24 protein-coding genes and 2 pseudogenes are annotated in these 23,902 nt (G+C 71.0%); 8 read left to right on the top strand and 18 right to left on the bottom strand.

Annotated elements, in window-relative coordinates; all coding sequences use genetic code 11:
- Nucleotides 1–68: 68 nt before the first annotated feature.
- The 3 genes and pseudogenes from P3G67_RS21965 to P3G67_RS21955 form a co-directional block, all read right to left on the bottom strand.
- A pseudogene (locus tag P3G67_RS21965) lies at nucleotides 69–664 on the bottom strand (DUF1990 family protein).
- Between the two features lie 91 nt (nucleotides 665–755).
- A complete protein-coding gene (locus tag P3G67_RS21960; RefSeq protein WP_269857277.1) occupies nucleotides 756–1,601 on the bottom strand; it encodes an alpha/beta fold hydrolase in 846 nt (281 codons plus the stop codon).
- A gap of 338 nt (nucleotides 1,602–1,939) precedes the next feature.
- Complete coding sequence (locus P3G67_RS21955; RefSeq protein ID WP_276094988.1) at nucleotides 1,940–2,686, bottom strand: SDR family oxidoreductase; 747 nt, start codon at nucleotides 2,684–2,686, stop codon at nucleotides 1,940–1,942.
- 345 nt (nucleotides 2,687–3,031) lie between these two features.
- Here P3G67_RS21955 and P3G67_RS21950 point away from each other — a divergent pair, with 345 nt between their 5' ends.
- On the top strand, nucleotides 3,032–3,811 hold the full coding sequence (locus tag P3G67_RS21950) for a GntR family transcriptional regulator (protein WP_269857279.1): 780 nt from the start codon (nucleotides 3,032–3,034) through the stop codon (nucleotides 3,809–3,811).
- A gap of 33 nt (nucleotides 3,812–3,844) precedes the next feature.
- Here the strand turns inward: P3G67_RS21950 and P3G67_RS21945 are convergent, their stop codons facing one another.
- The 9 genes and pseudogenes from P3G67_RS21945 to P3G67_RS21905 all read right to left on the bottom strand — a co-directional run bounded on the left by P3G67_RS21945 (nucleotide 3,845) and on the right by P3G67_RS21905 (nucleotide 12,145).
- Nucleotides 3,845–5,002: an ROK family transcriptional regulator gene (locus tag P3G67_RS21945; RefSeq protein WP_276094987.1), complete on the bottom strand. Its 1,158-nt coding sequence runs from the start codon at nucleotides 5,000–5,002 to the stop codon at nucleotides 3,845–3,847.
- Between the two features lie 217 nt (nucleotides 5,003–5,219).
- The gene (mug, locus tag P3G67_RS21940; protein ID WP_276095075.1) at nucleotides 5,220–5,759 is read right to left on the bottom strand and encodes a G/U mismatch-specific DNA glycosylase; all 540 of its coding nucleotides are present in this window, start codon (nucleotides 5,757–5,759) and stop codon (nucleotides 5,220–5,222) included.
- The gene (gene purB / locus P3G67_RS21935) at nucleotides 5,756–7,189 is read right to left on the bottom strand and encodes an adenylosuccinate lyase (protein WP_276094986.1); all 1,434 of its coding nucleotides are present in this window, start codon (nucleotides 7,187–7,189) and stop codon (nucleotides 5,756–5,758) included. Before purB ends, mug begins: the two co-directional genes overlap by 4 nt.
- 118 nt (nucleotides 7,190–7,307) lie before the next feature.
- Nucleotides 7,308–8,078, bottom strand: coding sequence for an SGNH/GDSL hydrolase family protein (locus P3G67_RS21930; RefSeq protein WP_276094985.1), 771 nt, complete (start codon nucleotides 8,076–8,078; stop codon nucleotides 7,308–7,310).
- A gap of 44 nt (nucleotides 8,079–8,122) precedes the next feature.
- Nucleotides 8,123–8,701 carry a methyltransferase family protein gene (locus tag P3G67_RS21925; RefSeq protein WP_276094984.1) on the bottom strand — a complete coding sequence of 193 codons (579 nt, stop codon included), beginning with the start codon at nucleotides 8,699–8,701 and terminating at the stop codon, nucleotides 8,123–8,125.
- Nucleotides 8,702–8,882: 181 nt separating this feature from the next.
- Nucleotides 8,883–9,923, bottom strand: a complete 1,041-nt coding sequence (locus P3G67_RS21920) for a hemolysin family protein (protein ID WP_276094983.1) — start codon at nucleotides 9,921–9,923, stop codon at nucleotides 8,883–8,885.
- The gene (locus P3G67_RS21915; protein ID WP_276094982.1) at nucleotides 9,920–11,266 is read right to left on the bottom strand and encodes a hemolysin family protein; all 1,347 of its coding nucleotides are present in this window, start codon (nucleotides 11,264–11,266) and stop codon (nucleotides 9,920–9,922) included. The genes P3G67_RS21920 and P3G67_RS21915 overlap by 4 nt, the downstream gene beginning before the upstream one ends.
- 190 nt (nucleotides 11,267–11,456) lie before the next feature.
- Nucleotides 11,457–11,698: pseudogene (locus P3G67_RS21910) on the bottom strand (GNAT family N-acetyltransferase); the annotation flags it as partial.
- A gap of 27 nt (nucleotides 11,699–11,725) precedes the next feature.
- Nucleotides 11,726–12,145 carry a GNAT family N-acetyltransferase gene (locus tag P3G67_RS21905; RefSeq protein ID WP_276094981.1) on the bottom strand — a complete coding sequence of 140 codons (420 nt, stop codon included), beginning with the start codon at nucleotides 12,143–12,145 and terminating at the stop codon, nucleotides 11,726–11,728.
- Nucleotides 12,146–13,387: 1,242 nt separating this feature from the next.
- On the opposite strand from P3G67_RS21905, the gene P3G67_RS21900 reads away from it, so the two are divergent.
- Together P3G67_RS21900 and P3G67_RS21895 are read left to right on the top strand one after the other, a co-directional pair.
- On the top strand, nucleotides 13,388–13,903 hold the full coding sequence (locus P3G67_RS21900) for an MMPL family transporter (RefSeq protein WP_276094980.1): 516 nt from the start codon (nucleotides 13,388–13,390) through the stop codon (nucleotides 13,901–13,903).
- A 199-nt stretch (nucleotides 13,904–14,102) separates the two neighbouring features.
- Nucleotides 14,103–14,450: a hypothetical protein gene (locus P3G67_RS21895; RefSeq protein WP_276094979.1), complete on the top strand. Its 348-nt coding sequence runs from the start codon at nucleotides 14,103–14,105 to the stop codon at nucleotides 14,448–14,450.
- Between the two features lie 305 nt (nucleotides 14,451–14,755).
- On the opposite strand, the gene P3G67_RS21890 is transcribed toward P3G67_RS21895, so the two are convergent.
- Nucleotides 14,756–15,232: a hypothetical protein gene (locus P3G67_RS21890; protein WP_276094978.1), complete on the bottom strand. Its 477-nt coding sequence runs from the start codon at nucleotides 15,230–15,232 to the stop codon at nucleotides 14,756–14,758.
- 528 nt (nucleotides 15,233–15,760) lie between these two features.
- On the opposite strand from P3G67_RS21890, the gene P3G67_RS21880 reads away from it, so the two are divergent.
- Genes P3G67_RS21880 through P3G67_RS21870 form a run of 3 tightly spaced genes read left to right on the top strand, consistent with a single transcriptional unit; the run spans nucleotide 15,761 to nucleotide 17,371 of the window.
- Nucleotides 15,761–16,684 (top strand): aminoglycoside phosphotransferase family protein, encoded by a 924-nt coding sequence (locus P3G67_RS21880; protein ID WP_276094977.1) that lies wholly within the window; start codon nucleotides 15,761–15,763, stop codon nucleotides 16,682–16,684.
- A gap of 16 nt (nucleotides 16,685–16,700) precedes the next feature.
- Nucleotides 16,701–16,991 carry a hypothetical protein gene (locus P3G67_RS21875; protein WP_276094976.1) on the top strand — a complete coding sequence of 97 codons (291 nt, stop codon included), beginning with the start codon at nucleotides 16,701–16,703 and terminating at the stop codon, nucleotides 16,989–16,991.
- The gene (locus P3G67_RS21870) at nucleotides 16,988–17,371 is read left to right on the top strand and encodes a fic family toxin-antitoxin system, toxin component (protein ID WP_269857290.1); all 384 of its coding nucleotides are present in this window, start codon (nucleotides 16,988–16,990) and stop codon (nucleotides 17,369–17,371) included. Before P3G67_RS21875 ends, P3G67_RS21870 begins: the two co-directional genes overlap by 4 nt.
- Nucleotide 17,372: 1 nt before the next feature.
- Here P3G67_RS21870 and P3G67_RS21865 read toward each other — a convergent pair whose 3' ends face one another.
- From P3G67_RS21865 to bioB, 4 genes are read right to left on the bottom strand one after another with little or no spacing between them, the layout of a single operon-like run.
- A complete protein-coding gene (locus tag P3G67_RS21865) occupies nucleotides 17,373–18,035 on the bottom strand; it encodes a class I SAM-dependent methyltransferase (protein WP_269857291.1) in 663 nt (220 codons plus the stop codon).
- 49 nt (nucleotides 18,036–18,084) lie between these two features.
- Nucleotides 18,085–18,804, bottom strand: a complete 720-nt coding sequence (gene bioD / locus P3G67_RS21860; RefSeq protein WP_276094975.1) for a dethiobiotin synthase — start codon at nucleotides 18,802–18,804, stop codon at nucleotides 18,085–18,087.
- A 9-nt stretch (nucleotides 18,805–18,813) separates the two neighbouring features.
- Complete coding sequence (locus P3G67_RS21855; RefSeq protein ID WP_276094974.1) at nucleotides 18,814–20,118, bottom strand: adenosylmethionine--8-amino-7-oxononanoate transaminase; 1,305 nt, start codon at nucleotides 20,116–20,118, stop codon at nucleotides 18,814–18,816.
- A complete protein-coding gene (gene bioB, locus P3G67_RS21850; protein WP_276094973.1) occupies nucleotides 20,111–21,286 on the bottom strand; it encodes a biotin synthase BioB in 1,176 nt (391 codons plus the stop codon). Before bioB ends, P3G67_RS21855 begins: the two co-directional genes overlap by 8 nt.
- Before the next feature lie 173 nt (nucleotides 21,287–21,459).
- On the opposite strand from bioB, the gene P3G67_RS21845 reads away from it, so the two are divergent.
- Together P3G67_RS21845 and P3G67_RS21840 are read left to right on the top strand one after the other, a co-directional pair.
- Nucleotides 21,460–22,608: an 8-amino-7-oxononanoate synthase gene (locus P3G67_RS21845; RefSeq protein WP_276094972.1), complete on the top strand. Its 1,149-nt coding sequence runs from the start codon at nucleotides 21,460–21,462 to the stop codon at nucleotides 22,606–22,608.
- 222 nt (nucleotides 22,609–22,830) lie between these two features.
- Nucleotides 22,831–23,301 (top strand): ATP-binding protein, encoded by a 471-nt coding sequence (locus P3G67_RS21840; protein ID WP_269857296.1) that lies wholly within the window; start codon nucleotides 22,831–22,833, stop codon nucleotides 23,299–23,301.
- 126 nt (nucleotides 23,302–23,427) lie between these two features.
- On the opposite strand, the gene P3G67_RS21835 is transcribed toward P3G67_RS21840, so the two are convergent.
- Nucleotides 23,428–23,901 (bottom strand): C40 family peptidase, encoded by a 474-nt coding sequence (locus tag P3G67_RS21835; protein WP_269857297.1) that lies wholly within the window; start codon nucleotides 23,899–23,901, stop codon nucleotides 23,428–23,430.
- Nucleotide 23,902: the final 1 nt, after the last annotated feature.

Here is a 23,902-nt window from a genome sequence, read left to right as displayed (position 1 = left end):
CCTGTCGAACGCGTGTTGCGTGATCACGAACGCTTCGTGACGGATGGGTAAAGGAGGCCCGGTGTGGGTTAGTTGTCCCCTTTACTACCGTCCACCCGGTATCCCGGGGAAGCGGGGGCGAGGCCGGCGCCGGATGCCGCGGATCGGGTCATGGCGGCTCGGGTCAAGCGGCGCAGCGCCACTCCGCACCACCGTGCGTAGGCGCGTTGCAGCGCACGTCCCAGCGGTCCCGCGGCGCGCATGTACCAGCTCGCCGCACGGCTGAACGCGGTGACGCTCAGCCAGACCGCTCCGTCGGCCTCCCGCTCCACGACGAACGACTCCTCGCCGCGCTCGGGGTGACCCGGAAGTGTGCCGTAGGCGAAACCGATCCGGTGCGGCTCGCGCACCGTCCACACCACCTCGCAGGGCGCGTGTATTCGGCAACGCCCGATGCCGAGGCCCACCACGACCCGCACCCCGGCGCGGCCCGTTCGGCGGTGGCGTCCATCCGCACCCCCATCGCGCGGTGCATGCGCCAGCCGAGCACCGCCTCGCCGGCGGCGGACAGTACCGACGGCCCGTCACCGATCCGGGTACGGACGCGGAAGAGGTGGTATCCGGGCGGCGGCAGTTCATCGATCCGCCCCACCGCCCCCACCTCGTCATAGGTGAACCCGCCCACCGTTCCACCCCCTTGTCTTCGTGGTTCCCACACTAGACCGGGGCACTGACATCCGGGCCGGGCGCGGGCGGCGGGCCGGGGGAACGGTGGATCAGCGGCTGCCGTCCAGGATCACCCGGGCGACCAGCCGCGGGTCGTCGTTCATCGGCACATGGCCGCATCCCGGCAGCCGGACCAGCCGGGCGTGCGGCACCACCCGCTTGGCGCGTACGCCCTGGCGCCGCACCAGCACATGGTCGCGGGTCCCCCAGCCGATGGTCACCGGGACGTCCCGGGAGATGCCGCCCTCGAACAGCACGCCCCTTCGGCCCGCCGACAAGGTGGCCTCGAAGCCGGGCGCCTCGCGCAGCGCCCTGGTCTCGGCGGTCACCGCCTCCGGCGACCGCCGCCCGGGGCGGTTGTAGATGCTGCCGGTCAGCGCCGCCCGTCCGGCGGCGCTGCGGGCCATCTTCTCGACGGTGGCGGGCGGCAGCAGGCGTGCGCCGCGCCGCATGGTGCTGAGCACCGTGAAGGCGTAGATCCGCTCGGGTTCGGTCCAGAACCCGGCGGGGGACAGGGCGGTCACGCTGCGCACGTGACCGGCGCGCGCGAGGTGCAGGGCGATCAGCCCGCCCAGGGAGTTGCCGACGATGTGGGGGCGTTCGACGTCCAGCGCGCTGAACATTGCGGCGAACACCTCCACCGCGGAGTCCAGCGAGTACGGGATGGACGGCGGCTGGGCGGGCGACTCGCCGAACCCGGGCAGGTCGATGGCGATGACCTCGCGGTGGGCGGCGAGCGCGTCGGCGACCGGGTCCCAGGCCTGGCGGTGGTGCCCGATGCCGTGCAGCAGGACGAGCGGCTCGCCGATGCCGTGCCGCTCGTACGCCGCCGTCACCGTGGGCCGCCCGGCCGGGGCGACATGGACGAAGGAGGTCATAGCCGTGGTGGTGGTCATGCGTCGCTCCGGTCCCTACTCAGTGGTAACCCCTGGGTAACACTGTCCGGCCGACAGGTGGTCACGGCAAGGGCCTTGCCAGTCACAAAAGTGTTGAGGCCAACCAGCCCTCCGCATCTCCGTGTTGGTGCCCACCGCGCTGTCGCCGCGACCATGACACGTCCGGCGTGGTGGCCTGCGACTGTCGCCGCCGCGGTGGCGCGCAGGGCCATTCTGAGCCGCCCCGAGCCCTTGCGCCCGGGCGGCGTGCCGGATGGCGGTACGCCCGGCGCCGCCCGCCCCGGCGGAAGCGGGCGGCGCTCACCCGGAACACGTTCGGCCGTTCGGGTCAGGGCCGGTTACAGGCCGCCCGCCACCCGTAGGACGGCGCCGGTGGTGTACGAGGCGTCCGGCGACAGCAGCCACTCGACGGCCGCCGCGATCTCGTCCGGCTCGCCGGGCCGTCCCATCGGCACCCGCTCGGGGTTGCGCCAGGGCCGCTCCGGATCGCCCATCGCCGCGTGGATGTCGGTCACCGTCATGCCGGGCTGTACGGAGTTGACCCGCACCCCGTCCAGGGCCAGCTCCTTGGCGAGGCCGACGGTGAGCGCGTCGACCGCCGCCTTGCTCGCGGCGTAGTGCACGTACTCGCCCGGGCTGCCGAGCGTCGCGCCGCCGGAGGAGATGTTGACGATGGCGCCGCCGTCGCCGCCGTGCCGGGTGGACATCTCCAGCGCGGCCCGCCGGGCGCACGTCATCGCGCCCAGCACGTTGACGTCCACCACTCGGCGCATCACCTCGACCGGGGTCTCGGTGAACCGGCCCAACGGGCCGGTGATTCCCGCGTTGTTGACGAGTCCGGTGATCGGCCCGAGGCGCTCCTTGACGGCGTCGAACAGCGCGTCGACCCGCTCCTCGACGCTGGTGTCCACCTGGACCACGACACATTCGCCGCCCATGTCGCGAACACGCTCGGCGACGTCGAGTGCGGCGTTGGCGGCGCGCTCGTACCCGATGCCGACGCGGTGCCCCCGCTTGGCCAGTCGTAGGACGACGGCCGCTCCGATTCCCCTGCTGCCGCCGGTGACCACCGTGACTGGACTCATCCGCTCCGCTCCCACTGTCGCGTCCTTGTACGGCGAACGTGTTCGCCGGTGATCTAGAACGCTAGCGCACCAGCGGTTCCGGCCTGCTGCCCCGTTTTCTCCCGATAGGGGAGGGGGAAACGGCGTGTGCGAACTTGGCGTGAACGCTGCGCGTAGTGCTGTGCGCACAGGGGGTAGGGAAGCGAGGATTGGTCTTGACCAAGGGGTGGTCCGGTCTTATGGTCGCGGTGAGAGTACTGAAACAACCCTTAATAAATAAGGGTGAGAAACCCCCAGGGTGGTCAACATCCGGGGCGCGCAAGCCCGTAGGGCACATGCCGACACACGCCGGATGCGGAGGACAGGGTGGGGACCACGCAGCTAGGGGCGCCGCAAGAACCGAAGTACTGGCATCTGAAGACCGTTCTGGGCGATGCGCTCGACTCGGAGTTCGCGGTGGGTGAAGTGCTGCCCAACGAGCGGGAGTTGGCGGCTCGCTTCGGGGTCGCCAGGGCCACGCTCCGCCAGGCCCTGGAGCAGTTGGAGCTGGAGGGACGGTTGCAACGGCGCCGTGGCGTCGGCACCACCGTCGCACCGCCGCGCATCGGCATCTCCGTCGGCCCCGCGCAAGGCAGTTGGCCGGGTGAGGGCAACGACGCCTGGCGGTCCATCGGCTGCGCCGAGACCGCCGCACCCGCCAACGTGGCGCGACTGCTCGGGGCGTCGGCGCAGGGTGACCGCCCGGTGCACACCATCCGGCGGGTGCGGATGACGCACGCTCAGCCGGTCGCCACCGAGTTGCTGTACATACCCCCGGCTTCCGTTCCGGGACTGCCGGAAATGCTCACTCCGGGGGCGCACGCGCATGCCGTGCTGCGCGAGCTGCACCGGCTTGAGCTGGAGGGCGAGGACCGTGCCGTGGAGCTCGGCTCGGCTCGCGCGGAGGACGCCAAGCAGTTGGAGCGCCTGCCCGGCGCCCCGGTGCTGCTCGTCACCACCCGCTACTTCGCCGCCGGACGGGTCGCCGCGGCCTCCGTCGCGACATACCGGGCCGACACCTGCCGACTGACCTTCGGCGACGCCGGAACCATGCAGATCACCCACCACGGCCATGGTGGCAACCCGGAACGCAGGCAGGCTTCCTGACAGAGCGTCATGGAGTGCCGGGCGCAGGGTCTCTCAACGGCGTGCCGAGGCGGCCCGGTCCACCGCGAACAGCTGCTCCTCGACATGGTCGAGTGCCAGTCGCAGCGCACCGGTGGCCACCGCCTCCTCGCCCAGCGAGGACAGCGCCACCTTCGGCGGGCGCAGGCAGTAGCGGGCCAACTCGTCGCGCAGCGGCTCCAGTACGCCGTCGAGACCTGCCGCCCAGCCGCCCAGGACGACGAGTTCCGGGTCGAGTGCGAGCACCAGTGCCGCCACATCGTGCACCAGCCGCCGTAGGAAGCGGTCCACCGCCTCACGGGCCAGTGGGTCGCCGTCCCGGGCGAGCGTGAAGACCCGGGCCACTGCGGGCTCGTCCAACGGGTCCAGCGGTGTGCCCGTGGTGGACAGCAAGCGTTCAGGGGTCGCCTCCCGGCCCAGCAGGTGCAGCGCGCCGATCTCACCGGCCGCGCCGCCGAAGCCGCGGTGCAGCCGCCCGCCGATCAGCGAACCGGCGCCCGGGCTCAGCCCGGCCATCACGAAGACGATGTCCTCGCTGCCCTGCGCCGCGCCCGTCCAGTGCTCGGCGACGGCGGCCGCGTTGGCGTCGTTCTCCACCAGTACCGGGCAGCGGAACGAGCGGCGCAACCGCTCGCCCAGCGGCAGCCCGGTCCACCCCGGCATCGCCGTACCCAGCCGGACGGTGCCGTCCGCCTCCACGATGCCCGGACTGCCCACTCCCACCGCCCACAGAGTGCTGCGCGCCACCCCGGAGGTCCACAGCGACTCGGCGACGGCGCCGCGTACCCGCTCCAGCCGTTCCTCGGCGGGGATCAGCTCGTCGAGGTCATGCCCCAGCCGGTTCAGCACCCGGCCGCTGAGGTCGGCGAGCACCACCCGCACCTGGTGCACCCCGATCTCGATGCCCAGCAGATGGCCCGCCTCGGCATGGAACCGGAACCGGCGCGCGGGACGCCCCTGCTTACGGGCGTCACCGGGGTCGGCGGCTGCCTCCACCACCAGTCCGGCCTGCGTCAGACCCTCGATCACACCCTCGACGGTCGGCCTGGACAGGCCGGTGGCGCGGACAAGTTCGGTGAGGGTGCGGGATCGTTCACCACGCAGTGTGTGGAGTACCACCGCTGAATTGATTCTGCGCAGCAGGGACGGGTCCCCGCCGGTCAGCCGCCCCAACGTCCGCCTCCCTGACTGTACGCATGACCCCACCGCGAGCGCGCCTGCGTCTCCGTCCCGCCCGGCTGGATATCCGCCGGGTCGGGCACCTGGTGGTGATGCGTGTTTGCGGGATCGTACCCGGCCCGACCCAATGCGGCGAATAGTGCCAACTTGGTCCGGACCAGTACTGATCCGGCCTTGACCGGAACGTGTTCGCCGAATGCCCGCGCGGCCCTCAGGCCTGGTCCGCCGCCGCACGGAGCCGTGCGAACTCCTCGGCCATGGTGCGCGGTGTCCAGTGGGCGTTCAGACCACTGGGATTGGGCAGCGCCCATATCCGGGTGTCGCCGATGACGCGTTCCTGCGGGCCGATCCTGGCCGTACGCTCGCCGAAGGCCGTGCGGTACGCGGTGATGCCCGCCACGGCCAGCCAGCGCGGCCGGTACCGCCGCACCTTGGCGACGAGCGCCCGGCCGCCCTCGCGCAGTTCCTCGTCGCTCAGCTCATCGGCCTTGGCGGTCGCGCGAGGGGCGACATTGGTGATGCCGAGGCCGTAGCCGAGCAACTCCTCCTGTTCTGCGGGGGCGAGTTGGCGCGGCGTGAAACCGGAGGCGTGCAGCGCGGGCCAGAACCGGTTGCCGGGGCGGGCGAAGTGATGGCCGGTGTGGGCCGTCAGCAGTCCGGGGTTGATGCCACAGAACAGCACGCGCAGGCCGTCAGCGACCACGTCCGGCACAATGCGGTCGCGGGCAGCAGCCAGTTCCTCGGGGGTCAGAGGATCGCCCCGGGGGCGTACGCGGCGGCCTGCGGGTAGCGCCCGGCGATCTCCTCGACGCGCCGTACGACCTCGGCGACCTGGTTGGCGGCGGCGCCGGTGAACGACAGCCGGTCGGCCATCAGCGCCTCAAGTCCGGCCCGATCCAGCGGAATTCGCTCGTCCGCGGCCAGCCGGTCCAGCAGTTCGTTGCGCTCGGCGCCCTTCTCCCGCATCGCCAGGGCGGTCGCCACCGCGTGCTCCTTGATCGCCTCGTGGGCGACCTCGCGGCCCACCCCGGCGCGTACCGCGGCCATCAGCACCTTGGTGGTGGCCAGGAACGGCAGATAGCGGTCCAACTCGCGGGCGATGACCGCCGGGAAGGCTCCGAACTCGTCCAGCACCGTCAGGAACGTCTCCAGCAGGCCGTCGAAGGCGAAGAACGCGTCCGGCAACGCCACCCGGCGCACCACGGAACAGGACACATCGCCCTCGTTCCACTGGTCGCCCGCCAACTCGGCGGTCATCGAGGCATATCCGCGCAGGATCACCGCGAGCCCGTTGACCCGCTCGCAGGAGCGGGTGTTCATCTTGTGCGGCATCGCCGAGGAGCCCACCTGGCCCGGCTTGAAGCCCTCGGTCACCAGCTCGTGCCCGGCCATCAGCCGGATCGTCTTGGCCAGCGAGGACGGCGCGGCCGCCAGCTGCACCAGCGCGGAGACCACCTCGTAGTCCAGCGAGCGCGGGTAGACCTGACCCACCGAGGTGAAGGCCCGGGAGAAGCCCAGGTGCTCGGCGATCCGGGTCTCCAGCTCGGTGAGCTTGGCGGCGTCTCCGCCCAGCAGGTCGAGCATGTCCTGGGCCGTGCCGACCGGGCCCTTGATACCGCGCAGCGGGTAGCGGTCCAGCAGCTCCTCGACTCGCCCGAAGGCGACCAGCAACTCGTCGGCGGCGGTCGCGAAGCGCTTGCCGAGCGTGGTGGTCTGCGCGGCGACGTTGTGCGAACGGCCCGCCATCACCAGTTCGGCGTGCTCGGCGGCCAACCCGCCCAGCCGGGCGAGCACGGCGACGGTACGGTCGCGCACCAGCTCCAGAGACAGCCGGATCTGCAACTGCTCGACGTTCTCGGTCAGATCACGCGAGGTCATGCCCTTGTGTACATGCTCATGGCCGGCGAGGGCGTTGAACTCCTCGATGCGGGCCTTCACATCGTGCCGGGTGACCTTCTCCCGCTCCGCGATGGAGTCCAGGTCAACCTGCTCCAGCACCCGCTCGTAGTCCGCCAGTGCCTGCTCCGGCACCTCGATCCCGAGGTCACGCTGAGCCCGGAGCACGGCGAGCCACAGTCGGCGCTCAAGGATCACCTTCTGCTGCGGGGACCACAGGGTGGCCAGCTCCGCCGAGGCATAGCGGCTGGCCAGGACGTTCGGGATGCGCGGCTTAACGGTCACGTGACCAGAGTCTACTGGCGGTTTACGCAGGCCAGCGCGGTGGTCCCGTTTGTAGGTTGCTACCAGTACCGGCCGGGAGGCGGTACGGTGCCGCGGTTGCGGTGTGCTCGCGTCGCGGTCAGCCCTCGTACGGCAGCAGTTCGGGGCGCTTGGCGGGCCGGCCGTCGCCCGAGGAACGGTTGGTCAGCCGCCTGCCTATCCAGGGGAGCAGATGCTCACGGGCGAACCGGAGGTCCGCCGTGCGGCGCGCCAGCCACCCTGGCGGCAGATACGCCGGCAGCGGCGCGTTCCACTCGGACTCCGCCTCGTGACCGAGCGCCTGCCACACCGCTTCGGCCACCCGCCGATGACCCTCGGCGTTCAGATGCAGCCGGTCATCCGCCCACATCCGGGGGTCGCCCAGCGTCTCCGAGGAGAACAGGTCCACCACCAGCGCGCCATGCCTGACCGCCAGCTCGTCGACGAAGTCGAACAGCTGCTCCATGCGCGGCCGCATCCGTTCCATCACCGGTCCGCGGCGGGCCGGGCTGCGCATCAGCACCAGTTGCCGACAGGTCGGGGCGAGGCTGGCCACCGCTTCTTCGAGGTGCGCGCAGACCGCTTCGACATCGCACTTGGGCCGCAGCACATCGTTGAGCCCGCCGACCAGCGTCACCAGGTCCGCGCCCATCGCCGCGGCGGGCCGGGTCTGCTCCGCCACGATCTGGCCGATGAGCTTTCCACGCACCGCCAGGTTCGCGTAGCGGAAGCCGGCCGAGCGGGCGGCCAGCCGGGCCGCCAGCAGATCCGCCCAACCGCGGTAGGCGCCGTTCGGAAGGCCGTCGGACATGCCCTCGGTGAAGGAGTCACCCACGGCGGCGAAACTGGTGTACCGGACATCGATCTCCATGGCGCCGGCGATCCTATCCGGTCGTCGCCGCGGCCCCGCGGGCGCTACCAGGCGCCGGGTATCAGCCTGCGGGTCCGGGCGGCGTACGACCGGTACTCCTCGCCGAGCGCGTCGAGAAGCATCCGCTCCTCCACCCGTATGCGATAGCCCAGGGCGACCAGGCAGCAGACGGTGAACACCAGCCAGGACGCCGCGTTGTTCATCAGCAGGGCCAGGTCCAGCGCCGCCAGCAGCATGCCGCTGTAGGCCGGGTGCCGTACGAAGCGGTAGGGACCGGTGGTGACGACCCGGTGGTCGTGCTGGATGTGCACCGTGCCGCGGAAGAAGCGGCCGAGGGCGATGATCGCCCACAACCTGATCACTATCCCGATCCAGGCCACCACCAGGATCACCATCCGCACCCCCAGGACGTGCGGGGAGTACGACAGCGCGGGCACGGCGTGCCGGATCGGTCCCGCCAGCATGATGCCGCAGCTGATCAGCACAGGAAGGAGCAGCAGGCTGAGCCACTCCGTCCGCTCGGTGGTGTCGCTGCGTAGTCGTTGCCGTATCTGGAGCACCCCCTCGGCTGCCACCCACACCCAGATGGTGAGGGTGAGTGCGACGTTCACAGCGTGATGCATGACGGGCACCTCCGACCGGTCCAGGATCCGCCCCCGCGACGGGATCTTTGACTTTCACGATCGCACCCGGGATGGGTGGAGCGGCTCCACCCACGGGTGGACCCGTGGGTGGAGATCCGCGATCAGCCAGTCCCGCCGCCATGCCGGGCGCGCGGGCTCGTTCGCCCCGCCGCCACCAGCGTTACGCCTCCGGCGCGGTCTGGAGACCGTGCGGCGCCTGTCCGACCAGTTCCCGCAGTACGTCCTCCATGGTCACCAGGCCGACGGTGCGCCCGGCGTCGTCCACCACCGCCGCCAGATGCGCGCGGCGGGCGCGCATCGCTGTCAGCGCGTCGTCCAACGGCGTGTTGGCCCGCACCCGGGTGATCGGGCGCAGCGCGGACACCGGAAACGGGGCGTCCCGGGGCTCGGCGTCCAGCGCGTCCTTGACGTGCAGATAGCCGAGCACCCGGCCGGAGTCGTCCGCGACCGGGAAGCGGGAGAAGCCGGTCGAGGCGGCGAGCCGCTCCAGGTCCTCCGGGGTGGTGCGCAGCGGCGCGTGGACCACGCGCTCGGCCGGAAGCACCACCTCTCCCACCGGCCGGCGCCCCAGTTCCAGGGCGTCCTGGAGCCGCTCGGCCGCGCGCTGGTCCAGCAACCCGGCCTGACCGGCGTCGGTGACCATGCGTGCCAGTTCCGCGTCGGAGAAGGCCGCCGCCACCTCGTTCCTAGGCTCCACCCGCAGCAGCCGCAGCCCGGCGTTGGCCAGGGCGTTGACGCCCAGGACCACCGGGCGCAGCGCGTGAGTGAGGGCGACCAGCGGCGGACCCAGGGCGAGTGCCGCGCGGGCCGGGTCGGCGAGCGCGACGTTCTTCGGCACCATCTCACCGAGGAGCATGTGCAGATATGTCGCGGCGGCCAGCGCGATCACGAACGAGGCGGGGTGCACCAGAGTCGTCGACACGTGCGCCGCGTGGAAGACGGGCTCCAGCAGGTGGGCGAAGGCCGGTTCGGCGACCGCGCCCAGCACCAGTGTGCAGACGGTGATGCCGAGTTGAGCCGTCGCCATCAGCGCGGATACATGCTCAAGGCCCCACAGCACGCCGCGCGCACGGCGGTTGCCGCTCTCGGCGAGCGGCTCGATCTGGCTGCGGCGCACCGAGACCAGTGCGAACTCGGCGCCGACGAAGAACGCGTTCGCCACCAACGTCAGTGCACCGAGCAGCAGTTGGAGCGCGGTCATCGCGTGGCCTCCCCGCTCTCGCCGGTGCGCCCGTCGGTGTCGGCCGGAGGCGCCGTCAGCCGCAGCCGTGCGGCGCGGTGTCCGGCCGCCTCGGTGACCTCCAGCAGCCAGCCCGACTCCTCGACGGTGTCGCCCGCACGCGGGATCCGACCGAGCCGATGGGCGACCAGGCCCGCCAGGGTCTCGTACGGGCCTTCCGGCGCGTTGAACCCGATCTGCTGCAACTGGTCGATGCGGGTGGCGCCGTCGGCGTCGTACAGCGGGTGGCCTGAGGGATCCGCACCGACCAGAACCAGGTCGGGGGTCTCGTGCGGATCGTGTTCGTCGCGGACCTCGCCCACCACCTCCTCGACGATGTCCTCCAGGGTCACGACGCCCGCGGTGCCGCCGTACTCGTCGATGACCACGGCCATGGTGTCCTCGCCGGAGAGCCGGTCCAGCAGCCGGTCCACCGGCAGCGACTCGGGGACCAGCAGCGGCTCCTTCATCAGCGCGGTCACCGGGTGCAGATGGCGCTGTTCGGCCGGGACCGCCAGCGCGTCCTTGATGTGCACCACGCCCACCACGGAGTCCAGGCTGTCCCGGTAGGCCGGGAAGCGGGACAGTCCGGTGGCACGGGTGGCGTTGGCGACGTCCGCAGCGGTGGCGCGGGCGTCGAGCGCGGTCACCTGTACCCGGGGCGTCATGACGTTCTCCGCGGTCAGGTCCGACAGGCCCAGGGTGCGGACGAACAGTTCCGCGGTGTCCGCCTCCAGGGCGCCCTGTTTGGCGGAGTGCTTGGCGAGCGCCTCGAGTTCCTGGCGGCTGCGGGTGGAGACCAGTTCCTCCGCCGGTTCGATGCCGAAGCGCCGCAGTACGCGGTTGGCCGTGCTGTTCAGGTGCCGGATCAGCGGGCGGAAGGTGGCGCTGAAGGCGCGCTGCGGTGTGGCGACCGCCTTGGCCACCTGGAGCGGACGGGAGATCGCCCAGTTCTTGGGGATCAGCTCGCCCACCACCATCAGGACGACGGTGGACAGCGCGGTGCCCAGCACGAGGGCCACCGTGTCGGCCGCGCCGCCGAGGCCCGTCGACCGCAGCGGCCCGGCCAGCAGCCGGGCGACGGAAGGCTCCGCGATCATGCCGATGACCAGTCCGGTGACCGTGATGCCGAGCTGCGCGCCGGACAGCTGGAACGTCAAGGCGCGGGCGGCCTTGCGAGCGCTCTCGGCGCCGCGCTCACCCCGTTCCACCGCCCGGTCCAACTCCGCGCGATCGACCGTGGTGAGTGAGAACTCGGCGGCCACGAAGACGCCGCAGGCCAGCACCAGGGCCAGGGCCAGGAACAGCAGGAGCACTTCGGTCATCGCGACACCTCCGTTCCATGATCGGTCGGTGCCGCGCGGAACGCGCGGTGTTGACCATGCGAGGGAATCTCAATGCGACGGCGGCGGGGCTCGCCCATGGGGGGCGTTCACACCTTTCGGTCGGGCCGCGGCGAGCTCGGGCGCTCCAGCGGCGGGCGGACCTTCATGGTAAAGGGCAAGCAAAGCGGGGTTATGGGGTGAGCGGCTGGGTCCAGCGACTCCTCTGGGGCTCCGGCACGTATCCCGTGGCCCGCCAGGCGTGCTACGCGCGCTTGTTCGCGCTCGTTGCGGTCCAGCACCATGGTGTCCCCGCGCCGCCCGCCGAGTGCGGTGAAGCGGCACTCCGCCGCGTCGAGCAGCGCGCTGGCCCTGGCGCCGGGCGCCCGGATGCACGGCTATGCGGTACAGATGGCATCGCCAACCGTCGAATCCTCGCCCCTCACAACCGCGTGCCCGTGCCTACAGTGGCTTGACCCAGCGTCGCCAGTGGTCCTCGCGATGGTAGCCGGTCGCGGCCCACGTGTGGTGCGCCCGCTCGTTGGCTTCCAGGACCATGGCGTCGACGCGCCGGCCACCCAGGGTGGCGAATCGTTGTTCCGCTGCTTGCAGTAGGGCGGTGGCGATGCCTTGCCGGCGGAAGTCCGGGTGTACGGCGAGTCGGTAGGCGGAGCACCGCCATCCATCGAAGCCGGCTATGACGGTTCCCGTGAGGGTGCCGTCCTGCTCTGCCAGAAGCAGGGCTTCGGGGTCTCGTGTAACAAGGCGTGTCACTCCGTCGTGGTCGTCGCTGATGCTCGTTCCTTCTGCGGCTTCGCGCCAGAACCGCAGGACGGTGTCGATGTCCGAGATGGTGGCGTGGCGGATGCGGAGATCGTTCATGGGATCGAGCCAAGCAGAGTGTCAGAGCGTCCGGCGAACGGGTTTTCACGCCAAGGGGCCGGGGGGCTTTGTTCCCGGGAGTCGCACAAGCGGCGAGCCTGTCGGTCGGCTCTCGTGCTTCACGGTGCAGGTGACCGGGCTGTCTGGGGCGGCGCCTTGGCGAGTCGGGCTGCGCCCCGGGCAACCCGCTGCCGTTGGTGGCCGCAGTGACCCACTCCAGCGGGTGCCGGTCGGCGGCGCGCATCTGGTGCACTTGGGGTCGGTCGAACGCGAGGGGGCATCTGGCCGCGCGCCCCGACCTGTTTCCGATGACGCATCATGTGGAGTGCGTGGCGATCCTGGAGCCGGTGGCGAAGGGCGCCTGACCTACGGCTTTGTCTGTGCGCATATGTGCGGTGTGGGCGTAAGGGCGATATCTTGACGCTGAAATGGCGCTCTTGACGCCTGTTCTGATGGGATGTCGGGTGGGCTGTGCGTTTCTGGCCCATGGCCCTCCGCGAAATCGACCTCTCATGTGGGCGTCATATGGACCCTGACATCCTGCCGAACCGACCAGCGCAGATGCATAACTCGTACCTCTTCTTCGAGCGGTACCGAGGACAACTCCCCATCGTGGCCATGGCCGTACAGGCACCCGACTTCCAATACACCAGCCCTCAAACGAACAAACCATACACACGGCAGGAGTTCACCGACTTCGGTGCGAACACCCTTGGAGCCAACTGCATCTTCTGGGCCGCCAGCGCGCCCTGGCTCCACCAGCCAGCGGCACGATAAAGCCCCAAAGCGCGACCCGAGACGTTTCGAACCCGGCATCTCTACACGACTGCACTGCCACGATCCGAACCGCTCCTGCGCGACCCCTGCCGTAGGGCGTCGTGAGGTGCCGAAGCCCCGTCGGAGCACTCCGACGGGGCTTCGGCGCGCAGCGGGCTACGACCGCTGACGAACGGCCCGTGCCCAGCGCCACGGTGACGTCAGTGGCGGTATGTCGTTGCTTCGGACATGGTAACGGCGGGCGGTCCGGGCAGCGAGCAGCGACATCGAGTGTGGAACCGGGCATGTGCGCTGTTTTCCACACGACGTGGTGCTGGCTGGGTGCTTGCCCTCGTCGGCCTGGTGGCCTGCGCGGCGTTGGCCGCGTTCGGCGTCAGCAGCCGCTTGTCTCCATCGGCGCGCTGAGACTCCGCAGTGGGCGGCGTCCATGGCCGACGATTGCGCGGCCGACCCCGCGTTGCCTGGGTGCAGAGCTACTGGCCACGTCGCCTTTGCACACTGCGCACGGCTGACCTGCACCACGCCCTGGCCCTGGTGCGTTTCCGCGGAACCGAACGAGCGGTCCGCATCGCCAGTGATGATGTCATCGCCCGGCATACCGGGCAGCTCGGCCCGCTGCACGTGTCCGGCGCTGGCAGGGACGCCGTGCTGTCCGAGAGCGACCGGCTCAGCGAACACGGCCTGCACCTGGCCGAGGCCATCGGGGCCCCGTTGATCCTCGTGGTCCTGTTGTGGGTCTTCGCGAGCGCCGTCAGCGCGCTGCTCCCGGTACTCGTGGGAGCGTTCGCGGTCGTCACCACGACCGCCTTCCTGCTTCCTGGAACTGCTGGCCCGCGCGATCCCTTTGTCGGCGCTCGCGTTCAACATCACCACCGTCCTGGGTTTCGGGCTGGCTGTCGACTACAGCTTGCTGTTGACGACTTGACGCACGCCGTACGCCTGATCAGCGCCGTCCTCACCGACGAGAGAGCACAACGATGAGATCCGGCACGCGGGCGCACCCGCCTCCGCTGCGGATCGCGGTCGTGGCCAACGCGAAAGGGCGGCGGATGTTCATCCGGCTGCCGTATCGGCTCTACCGCGGTGACCCTTGCTGGGTGCCGCCGTTGGTGAGCGAGCGCAAGGCGTTCCTGGATCCCCGCAGGCACCCTTCTTCGAATTCGGGGAGGCAGCGCTGTTCGTGGCCCACCGGGGAAAGGAGATCGCCGGTCGGGTCGCCGCTGTCAGCAACCCCCGGCACAACGCCCACCATGGTGGCAGCGACGGGTTCTTCGGGCTCTTCGAGTGCACCGACGACCCCGACGCGGCGCGGGCGCTCTTCGAGGCCGCCGCGGGCTGGCTGCGGGCACGCGGGCTCACGTCGATGATCGGACCGGTGGGTTCTTCCACCAACGGGGAGTGCGGGACGCTGGTGGAGGGCTTCTCCTCACCACCAACGATCCTCATGCCGTACAACCCGCCCTATCACGCGGAGTTGCTCGGTTCCTGCGGCTTCACCAAGGCCAAGGACCTGTGGGCGTCGGCGTGAGCTGTCCCTACTGGGATCACGTCTTCGGAGCGGCGCCGCGCTGAGGGCTCCTGCCGCGGTGTGGACGGAGCCCGCGCTCCAACTGTGCTGGATGCGCCGTGCAGTGGCGGGTAACCGGCTCCGGCACTCGGAGTGGTCGCGGTCTTTACCGCCTCCTCGGTCCGGTGCGGGCGCAGGCCGACGTGCGGGCGGTCCGGCCCTGCTGGGATTGGCCTTCACCGGCTGTTTTCCGCAGCTGGACGCCTTTCAGCTGTGCACTTATATATCTCCTCCGAAGCCCTCGTGGGGGCGGATGACTGCCGCTCTCAGCTGTGTTTCATTGCCAGACAGCGGATTCCGAATACGTCGCCGTAGCTGTTGAAGTAGGAGACCAGGCTGTATCCCTGGGCGGCGAGCGTCGGGTTGAGCCAGCGGCAGGCGGCGTGCAAGTCGATGGCGTAGTGGACACCGTTGTATCCGACGCATCGCCATCCCGCGACATTGTGTACGTCGAGGGCCGGGGTGTTGTACCCGAGGGCCTTGCAGTAGCCGCCCAGCGGCATGTCACTGGGGGATGAATAGTCGATCGCGTTGATCGCCCAGCAGCGTCCGCTACCCACGTACCGGACGTTGAAGCCGGCTCGCACCAGGTCGCTGAACTGCCAGTCGCAGGCGGCGAACAGGTTCAGCGGCGTCCAGTACGCGCCGTTGCCGTAGTAACAGACCCAGGGGTTGGAATTGCCGTTGTCGATCGTCTCGGCGCCCTGGTAGTGCATCGCCTGGCAGTACTCATTGAGCTCCATGCCACCGAGGTCTCCCGTGGTGGCACTGGCCATGGGGGCCGCGGCGAAGAGGCACAGAACGGCGCCAAGCAGGGTAGCGAGTAATCGTCTACGAGTGCGGGACATGTGTCCTCTGTTGAGGTCGGGGCGGCTACTCGGGAAGAAAGCAGGTGTGCTCAGGCGCTCAATAGGCTCCCGCCCCGCATGCCACTTGTCAACGCCGTCAAATTGATCAGAAACTCAAAGGGTTCCATTCGACGATGTAGCGGACGTGTGGGCCGCGGAAGTAGCCGCGGCTGATGTGCGGTTGACGCTGAAGTCGGTGGAGGAAGCGGCGTGTTTCGTGGGCGCGGACGTCCGTGGAGTGGGCAGTTTGTCGGCCGCGAGCGTGGCCAGGGCGGCGGTGCCGCGTCGATTCGGCAGCGAGGGCCAGCAGCGGTTCGGGCAAGGCGAGTCGCCCCGCGACCGGTGCCACCTCGCCCTCCGGCGGCTCTTGTCAGTGCCCTGCGGTACACAGGTGGGGCAGTGGCGATCCGAGGAGGGGGACCCATGGACATCGTGGTGCCGCGGGCGGCGCGTGAGGGGTTGGCGGTGCGGTTCGGGGCGGGGGCCCAAGCCTGGTGCGACGGGCTGCCCGCGCGGGTGACGGCGCTGGCGGAGCGCTGGACGCTGCGGCCCGTCCAGCAGATGGGCGGCGGCACCTCGCGCGTGATCGTCTGCGCCCGGCCGGACGGCAGTCGGGCGTACCTCAAGCTCACCCCGGATCCGACGGTCGCCGTGCAGGAGGCGGAGGCGCTGCGGCTCTGGCAGGACGGCGGCCGTACGCCACGGCTGCTCGCCGCGGCACCGGACGAGGGCGCCCTGCTGCTCGCGGCGGTCGAGTGTCCCGACGGCCGTCCCGCGCCGACGCTGCGGGCGGCGGCCAGTTTCCGACTGGCCGAGGTGGCGGGGCTGTTGACGGCGATCCGCGGGCACCGTTCCGGTCCGGACAGCGCTCTGCCCACGCTCGCGGAGCGGATCGAGTTCCTCTTCGACCTCGCCCTCAGACGGCTGGCCGCCGCGCCGTCGGAGCCCGCCGTCGGTGGCGGGCTGGTCGAGCGCTGCCGACGCGCCGCCCTCCGGCTGGCGGACGGCGGCCCGAGCGCCGTCGTGCACGGTGATCTGCACCCGGGCAACGTCCTGGACGCCGGAGCGGGGCGTGCTCTGGTGGCGATCGATCCGCGCCCGGCGGTCGGCGATCCCGACTTCGACGCCGTCGACTGGGCGCTGTCCGATGCCACCACGCCGGGCGTGGTCGAGGAGCGAACGCTGCGGCTCGCCGATCTGGTGCCGGGGCTCGCCGTGGACCGGGTGCGGCGCTGGTGCCAGGTTTCCGCCGTCCTCATGGCGGTACCGCGCGTGATACGCGGCCGTGACGATCCGTACACGCGGCTGCTGGTCGACATGGCGTGTCTTGCCGATGCTAGCGGATGAGCGCTAGCTTTGGCTTATGGCCAAGACACAGCTGAACGTGCGGGTCGACGAGACCACCGCCGAGACCGCCAAGACCCGCGCCTCGCAGCGCGGCATCAGCGTCAACCGCTACATCGAGGAACTGGTCCGCGCCGACCAGGCGGAGAACGGCCGAGCCTTCGTGGAGGCCGCCGCCGACTTCATGAAGCAGTACGAAGCGGTGTTCGCCGAGGAGTTCGGACGGGATCGCGAAGGCAGCCGGGCCAACGCTCTGCCCGCGGACGACGAGTCGAACGGCGGCTCCGGCTCGGGGCGCACGCCGGCGTGACCCTGCGCATCGACCTCGCCTGGCTGTTGATGGTCGCCGAACGCAACACCCCCGGTGATCCACAGGTCACCGACTGGGGATCGCTGCTGGCCGCGGTCGCCCGCCACCAGGCGGAGATATTCGGCACGCCCGTCTACCCCGACCCACGGCAACGCGCCGCCGCGCTGCTCCAGTTGCTGGTGCACGTGCCCGCCCTGGAGCGGTCCAACGTGATGTTCGCCTGCGCCGTCGCCTACGCGTACCTGGTCGCCTGCGGCATGAAAGTGGTCACCTCGCCGGAGCAGGTACGGGATCTGGCACGGCTGGTGAAGGACGGTACGGCGGACCTGGAGCGCATCACCGACGAACTGCGGGGCTGGACCGGGGGCTCGGAGCACTGACTCAGGCGCGGCGCGCCACGCACAGGACATGTGGCGTGCTGGGGAACGGAATGGGGCCGTCCGGCACCTTGAGGCGACGTACCGTGCCGAGTTCGAAGCCCGCGGCCGTCACCTGCGCCAGCGTGTCGCGGCCCGTGTGGCAGCCGCCGAACAGCAGCGGCCAGAACGTGTGGTCCACCGCCCACTGCGCGGCCGCCATACCCCGGCCGGTGGACCGTACATGCTCCAGCAGCCGCAGCTCGCCGCCCGGTCTCACCACCCGTCTCAACTCCGCCAGCGCACGCCGCTGATCACGTACCGAGCACAGCACCAGGCAGGCCACCGCCGCGTCGAACGCCTCGCTCTTGACCGGCAGCGCCTCCGCCGCGGCGGGGACGACATCCACCGGCACCTCCACCCGCGATGCCGCGTCGGCCGCCGCGCGCCGCAGCAGCCGCTCCGGCTCGGTCGCCACCACCTCGCAGACCGCCGCCGGATAGTGCCGGAAGTTCGCCCCCGACCCGGCGCCGATCTCGATGACCCGGCCGGAGAGCCCGGCCAACAGCTCTCGGCGGTGCCGTGCCAACTCCAGCCGTTCTTCGGCGACCGCCGCCCAACGGACGTAGAACCGGGCGAAGACCGGGTGGTGTACCGCCTCCCGCGGAGCCCGCGTCAGTGCGCTCATGGCGTTGCCTCTCCTCGCGCGGGGCCGACGCCATCCAGTGTGCCGCCGGTCAGGCCTCCACGCGAGCGCGGAACGCGTTCGCATCCCAGTAACCGCCGAGGGCGGGCGCCAGCCAACCCGCCGCCGACCGGCGGAAGTCGGCGGGCGGCAGGGCTCCGGCCCCCTGCGGCACCGCGCCCAGCAGCGGGACGTCCGCCACCCGGGGCAGATCGGCCAGATTGCACCGGGCGGCCAGATCCGGCTCCCGAGGCCAACTGCCCACCACCACACCGAGGCAGTCCAGCCCCCGGTGGCGCAGTTCCCGCGCGGTCAGCTCGGTCGTGTTCAGCGTGCCGAGGCCCGCCGCCGCGACCAAGAGCACCCCGGCGCCCAGCAGTTCGGCGGCGTGCGCCAGCGTTGTGCCCTGGTCGTCGAAGCGCACCAGCAGTCCGCCCGCGCCCTCCACCAGGACCAGGTCGTGGTCGATGGCCAACTTGCGCGCCGCGTCCGCGATCTGCTCGGGATCCACCGTGGGCAGTCCGGCGCGCCGGGCCGCGGTGCCCGGCGCCAACGGCTCGGGGTAGCGGGCGAGTTCGGCGGTCGTCACCTCACCGGCCAGCCGCGCCACCTCGGCGACATCGCCGGCCTCGTGCGCCGCCACACCGGTCTGGGCCGGTTTCAGCACGGCGACGGTGCGGCCGAGCGCCACGGCGGTGGCGGCCACGGCCGCGGTCACCACCGTCTTGCCGATCTCCGTGCCCGTCCCCGTGACGACGATCACCGTACCCATATCGCTTCCTCAACCCTCCCGCGCCGCGGCCAGTACCGCCGCGCAGATCCGTGCCACGTCCTCGTCCCCGGTGACGTACGGCGGCATCGTGTACACCAGATCGCGGAACGGCCGCAACCACACGCCGCTGCCGACCGCGGCCCGGGTCGCCGCCGCGACATCCACCTCGTGGTCGAGCTGCACCACACCGATCGCGCCTAGCACACGTACGTCCCGTACTCCCGCGATCGCCGAGGCGTCCGCCAGGCCCTCGCGCAGCCCCGCCTCGATCCGCTTGACCTCCAGCGCCCAGTCCTGGCCGAGGAGCAGGTCGATCGAGGCGCCTGCGACGGCCGCCGCCAGCGGATTGCCCATGAACGTGGGGCCGTGCGCGAGCACCGGCACCTCGCCCCGAGAGATCCCCTCGGCGACCCGCGGGGTGCACAGCGTCGCGGCCATCGTCAGATAGCCACCGGTCAACGCCTTGCCCAGGCACATCACATCGGGTGCGATCCCCGCGTGGTCGGCCGCGAACAACGCGCCGGTGCGCCCGAAGCCGGTGGCGATCTCGTCCAGCACCAGCAGCACGTCGTGCTCGTCGCACAACTCGCGCAGCACCCGCAGGTAGTCGGGGGAGTGGAAGCGCATCCCGCCCGCCCCCTGCACGACCGGTTCGACGATCACCGCGGCCAGCTCGTCGGCGTGCCGCGCGACCAACTCCCGCAGGTGCGCGGCGTACCGCGGGTCCGCCGGGTCGTCGAAGCCGCCCGGTGGCGGGTCGGCGAAGACCTGCCGGGACAGCACACCGGACCACAGGTGGTGCATGCCGCCGTCCGGATCGCACACCGACATCGGCTGCCAGGTGTCGCCGTGGTACCCGCCGCGCCAGGTCAACAGCCGCCGCTTGTCCGGCCGTCCGCGTGACCGCCAGTACTGCAGGCACATCTTGACCGCGACCTCGACCGACACCGAGCCGGAGTCGGCGAGGAAGACATGGCGCAGCGGCTCCGGGGTGATCTCCACCAGCCGGGCGGCCAGCCGGACGGCGGGCTCATGGGTGAGCCCCCCGAACATCACATGGCTCACCCGGTCCAGTTGGCCGCGCACCGCCTCGTTGAGTACCGGGTGGTTGTAGCCGTGGACGGCAGACCACCACGAGGACATCCCGTCCACCAGTTCGAAGGTGCCGCCCGCCGGATCGCTGACCCGCAGCCGTACCCCGCTGGCCGACTCGACCAGGAGCGGTTCCGCACGGCCGGGCATCGGCCCGTACGGGTGCCATACGTGTTCCCGGTCGAGGTCCAGCAGCGCACGCACGGCGAGCGGCTCAGGCATTGGGCGGCAGGTCCGTGCCCGCGCCACGGCGGCGCACCGCGACAAGGTCGGTACGGGCCGCTGCGGGCGCCGCCACCGGCTCCGGCTCGGGTTCCGCACCGCACGGCCCGCAGGCGCTCTCGTGCGGGCCGCAGCCGTCGTGCGGGCCGCAGACCGAGGCGCCGCGCCGGTGCTCGGGCAGCGTGGTGGTGTCCGAGCCCTCCACCTCGAAGCCCGCGTCCGCGATCATCTCCAGGTCGGCCTGGCCCGCCTGGCCCTCACTGGTCAGGTAGTCACCCAGGAAGATGGAGTTGACCAGGTGCAGCGCCAGCGGCTGGAGCGTGCGCAGATGGATCTCCCGGCCGCCCGCCAGCCGTACCTCCACGTCCGGGCAGACGAATCGGGCCATCGCCAGGATGCGCAGGCAGCGCTGGGGGGTCAGCGACCACTTCTCCGCCAGCGGAGTGCCCTCGAACGGGATGAGGAAGTTCACCGGCACCGAGTCCGGGTCCATTTCGCGCAGGGCGAAGACCACGTCCACCAGATCGGTGTCCGATTCGCCCATTCCGGCGATCAGTCCGGAGCACGCCGACAGGCCCGCCGCCTGCGCCTGGCGGACGGTGTCCACCCGGTCGGAGAAGTCGTGCGTGGTGCAGATGTCGCCGTACGTCGCCTCGGAGGTGTTGAGGTTGTGGTTGTAGGCGTCCGCTCCGGCCGCCCGCAGCCGCTCGGCCTGGCCCTCGGACAGCAGCCCGAGGCAGGCGCACACCTCCACGCCCTCGTGCTCGCCCTTGATGGCCTCGATGGTCCTGGAGACCCGCTCCACGTCCCGGTCGGTCGGGCCGCGTCCGCTGGCCACCAGGCAGACCCGCTTGGCGCCGCCGGCGATCCCGGCGCCCGCCGCGTCCGCCGCCTCGTCCGGCTTCAGCCAGGTGTACTTCAGGATCTCGGCCTTGGAGCCGAGCCGCTGGGAGCAGTACGAGCAGTCCTCGGGACACAGCCCGGACTTCAGGTTGACCAGGTAGTTGAGCTTCACCCGGCGTCCGAACCAGTGGCGGCGGACCTTTCCGGCCGCGGCCACCACGTCGAGCAGTTCATCGTCGGAGGTGGCCAGTACGGCCAGCGCTTCCTCGCGGGTCGGCAGTTCTCGCCGCAGCCCCTTGTCCACCAGCGTGTTCAGCAGGTCCATGGCGATGATCCTGGCCCAGTGAGCCACCAAGGGCCAATGGCGAACCACACAACACCAACCGAACAACATGTGTGTATCGCCACACCCCGATCCGCGCCGTACGCCCGTTAGGTTGCAGGCAAACCCGGTGTGACCCCCTACGCCCGCCCGAGCATTTGGACGACTGGACGAACATGACCCGTGACCCGTTCGACTGGATCGACGCCCGCGCCGAGGCGCGCCGGCGCGCCGGGCTGGTCCGTACGCTGCGCCCCCGGCCCGCAGAATCGGAGCTGCTCGACCTGGCCAGCAACGACTATCTGGGGCTGGCCAGGCACCCCGAGGTCACGGATGCCGCGGCGCGGGCCGCGGTGCGGTGGGGCGCGGGCTCGACCGGGTCGCGGCTGGTCACCGGAACCACCGAGCTGCATGCCGAACTGGAGGCGGAGCTCGCCGCGTTCTGCGGTTTCGAGGCGGCCCTGGTCTTCGCCACCGGATACGCCGCCAACCTCGCCGCGGTCACCGCGCTCACCCCGCCGGGGTCGCTGATCGTCTCCGACGCCGCCAACCACGCCTCACTGATCGACGGCTGCCGTCTGGCCCGCGCCGAGACCGTCGTCGTACCGCACCGCGAGCCGGAGGGGTTCCGCAAGGCGCTCGACGGGTACGCGGGTTGCGCGCTGGCCATCACCGACTCGGTCTTCTCGGTCGACGGCGATGCCGCGCCGCTGCCCCAACTGGCCGCGGTCTGCGCCGAGTCGGGCGCGGCACTGCTGGTCGACGACGCGCACGGACTCGGGGTGCTGGGCGACGGCGGCCGGGGCACGGTGGCGGCGGCGGGACTTTCCGGCGCGCCCGGCGTGGTGTGCACGGTCACCCTCTCCAAGTCGCTGGGCAGCCAGGGGGGCGCCGTGCTCGGCCCGGCGCGGGTCATCGAACACCTGGTCAACTCCGCGCGGACGTTCATCTTCGACACCGGGCTCGCCCCGGCCGCCGCGGCCGGGGCGCTGGCCGCGCTGCGCCTGCTGCGCGGGGAGCCGGGCCGGGCGGCGCGCGCCCGTGCCGTCGCCCGTGAAGTGCACCGCCGGTTGACCTCGGCCGGGCTTGACTCGGCCGCACCGGACGCCTGTGTGCTGTCGGTGCGGGCGCCGGGGCCGGACGCCGCGGTGCGCTGGGCCGCCGACTGCCGGTCGGCGGGGGTCGCGGTCGGCTGCTTCCGTCCGCCGTCCGTGCCGGACGGGATCTCGCGGCTACGGCTGTCCGCTCGCGCGGATATGACGGTGAGTGACATCTCGAAAGCCTGCGAGGTGATCATCCGCACTGCTCCCGACGGCTCCCGCTGAGTGCGCCCCCAACTCTCTACTGCGCTATTACCCAGCAGAGTTCACTGCTTTGAGGGACAGAGCAAAGCAGTGCTTGGCGGATCACCCGGGTCGACGGCAGCATGGATCGCACTCTGAGAAAAGCAACTGTCCGTAGTCGTGCCACTGACATATCCACGGTCGGCACCGCTGCGGACGGTCCGCGAGCGGAGTCCGAGCCGGCGGAAGAGGGACAGTGTCGCCATGGCAGATCACCAGGAAGCATCCGTCACCCTGCCGAGCGATCCAGCCTCGGTGACGGTGGCGCGCAGATACGTAACCGGGGTCCTTGGCGAGTGGGGGCTGCCGGACACCGCGCCCGCCGCCGACACGGTGCGGCTGATCGTCTCGGAGTTGGCGACCAACGCCGTACAGCACACCCTCGGCCAGTCGCCGACCTTCACCGTCGATCTGCTGCTCGACCGGGACGAGCGGTTGCGGATCGGCGTCAGTGACAGCCATCCGCGCTGGCCGCAACGGCTGCCCGCGGCGGTGCAGCAGGACAACGGACGGGGGATGTCCATCATCCGCTACCTGACGGCGGAGTCCGGCGGCCGGATGTCCGTGGCGCCGCGGCCGGAGGGCGGCAAGACCGTCTGGATCGCACTGCCTTGGCCCGTACTGTCCGGCGAGCGGGGCGAGTTATGGGATCGGGAGTGCGAACCCATGCCGTAGCGCGATGTGTTGGGGCCCGCGGTTCCACCGGATTCCTGCTCCTGCGGCCGGTTGAGGGCCTGGAGTACGGCTCGGCCCGGGGCGCCGCGACGGTGGCCGCCGTCGGGGTCCCCGGGCCGCACCGGGTCAGCGCACCCGGCCGTACCAGACGTGGCGGGTCCAGATCCTTTCCAGGCGTACTCGGGTTCCGGTCCTGGGGGCGTGCCAGATCCTGTTGTGCCCCGCGTAGACACCGACGTGGTAGACGTAACCTCCGTGGTGGAAGAAGACCAGGTCACCCGGGCGGCGGGCGCTGGCGGAGACGTGGCGGGTCCGGTAGTACTGGGCAGCCGCGGTTCTCGGTAGTCGGCGGCCCGCCTTGCGGAAGGCGTAGGAGGTCAGTCCCGAGCAGTCGAAGCTGTACGGGCCTGTGGCGCCCCACCGGTAGGGGGAGCCCTGCTTGGACGCGGCGATCTTCAGGGCCCGGATGGATACGGGGTTGGCGCTCGCCTGTTGCGCGAGACCCGGGGCCACGAGGGTTCCGGCCAGGGCGGCGGTGACCAGTGCCACGGTCGCTGCGGCGCGGGAGAGCAGAACGGACGGCATTATCGGCGCACTCATG

Origin of the sequence: Streptomyces silvisoli, from assembly GCF_029269905.1 — a bacterium.
In the GTDB taxonomy this organism is placed as follows: Bacteria; Actinomycetota; Actinomycetes; order Streptomycetales; family Streptomycetaceae; genus Streptantibioticus_A; species Streptantibioticus_A silvisoli_A.
This window is presented reverse-complemented; position numbering and strand designations above follow the sequence as displayed.

Excerpts from the sequence above, each read along its gene's own strand:
- P3G67_RS21925 (WP_276094984.1), bottom strand. The coding sequence starts at position 8,701 with ATGCATCACGCTGTGAACGTCGCACTCACCCTCACCATCTGGGTGTGG.
- P3G67_RS21875 (WP_276094976.1), top strand. The coding sequence starts at position 16,701 with ATGGCCAAGACACAGCTGAACGTGCGGGTCGACGAGACCACCGCCGAG.
- P3G67_RS21840 (WP_269857296.1), top strand. The coding sequence starts at position 22,831 with ATGGCAGATCACCAGGAAGCATCCGTCACCCTGCCGAGCGATCCAGCC.
- P3G67_RS21845 (WP_276094972.1), top strand. The coding sequence starts at position 21,460 with ATGACCCGTGACCCGTTCGACTGGATCGACGCCCGCGCCGAGGCGCGC.
- P3G67_RS21915 (WP_276094982.1), bottom strand. The coding sequence starts at position 11,266 with ATGACCGAAGTGCTCCTGCTGTTCCTGGCCCTGGCCCTGGTGCTGGCC.
- bioB (WP_276094973.1), bottom strand. The coding sequence starts at position 21,286 with ATGGACCTGCTGAACACGCTGGTGGACAAGGGGCTGCGGCGAGAACTG.
- P3G67_RS21880 (WP_276094977.1), top strand. The coding sequence starts at position 15,761 with ATGGACATCGTGGTGCCGCGGGCGGCGCGTGAGGGGTTGGCGGTGCGG.
- P3G67_RS21960 (WP_269857277.1), bottom strand. The coding sequence starts at position 1,601 with ATGACCACCACCACGGCTATGACCTCCTTCGTCCATGTCGCCCCGGCC.
- P3G67_RS21905 (WP_276094981.1), bottom strand. The coding sequence starts at position 12,145 with ATGAACGATCTCCGCATCCGCCACGCCACCATCTCGGACATCGACACC.
- P3G67_RS21835 (WP_269857297.1), bottom strand. The coding sequence starts at position 23,901 with ATGAGTGCGCCGATAATGCCGTCCGTTCTGCTCTCCCGCGCCGCAGCG.
- P3G67_RS21890 (WP_276094978.1), bottom strand. The coding sequence starts at position 15,232 with ATGGAGCTCAATGAGTACTGCCAGGCGATGCACTACCAGGGCGCCGAG.
- P3G67_RS21930 (WP_276094985.1), bottom strand. The coding sequence starts at position 8,078 with ATGGAGATCGATGTCCGGTACACCAGTTTCGCCGCCGTGGGTGACTCC.
- P3G67_RS21955 (WP_276094988.1), bottom strand. The coding sequence starts at position 2,686 with ATGAGTCCAGTCACGGTGGTCACCGGCGGCAGCAGGGGAATCGGAGCG.
- P3G67_RS21865 (WP_269857291.1), bottom strand. The coding sequence starts at position 18,035 with ATGAGCGCACTGACGCGGGCTCCGCGGGAGGCGGTACACCACCCGGTC.
- P3G67_RS21855 (WP_276094974.1), bottom strand. The coding sequence starts at position 20,118 with ATGCCTGAGCCGCTCGCCGTGCGTGCGCTGCTGGACCTCGACCGGGAA.
- bioD (WP_276094975.1), bottom strand. The coding sequence starts at position 18,804 with ATGGGTACGGTGATCGTCGTCACGGGGACGGGCACGGAGATCGGCAAG.
- P3G67_RS21920 (WP_276094983.1), bottom strand. The coding sequence starts at position 9,923 with ATGACCGCGCTCCAACTGCTGCTCGGTGCACTGACGTTGGTGGCGAAC.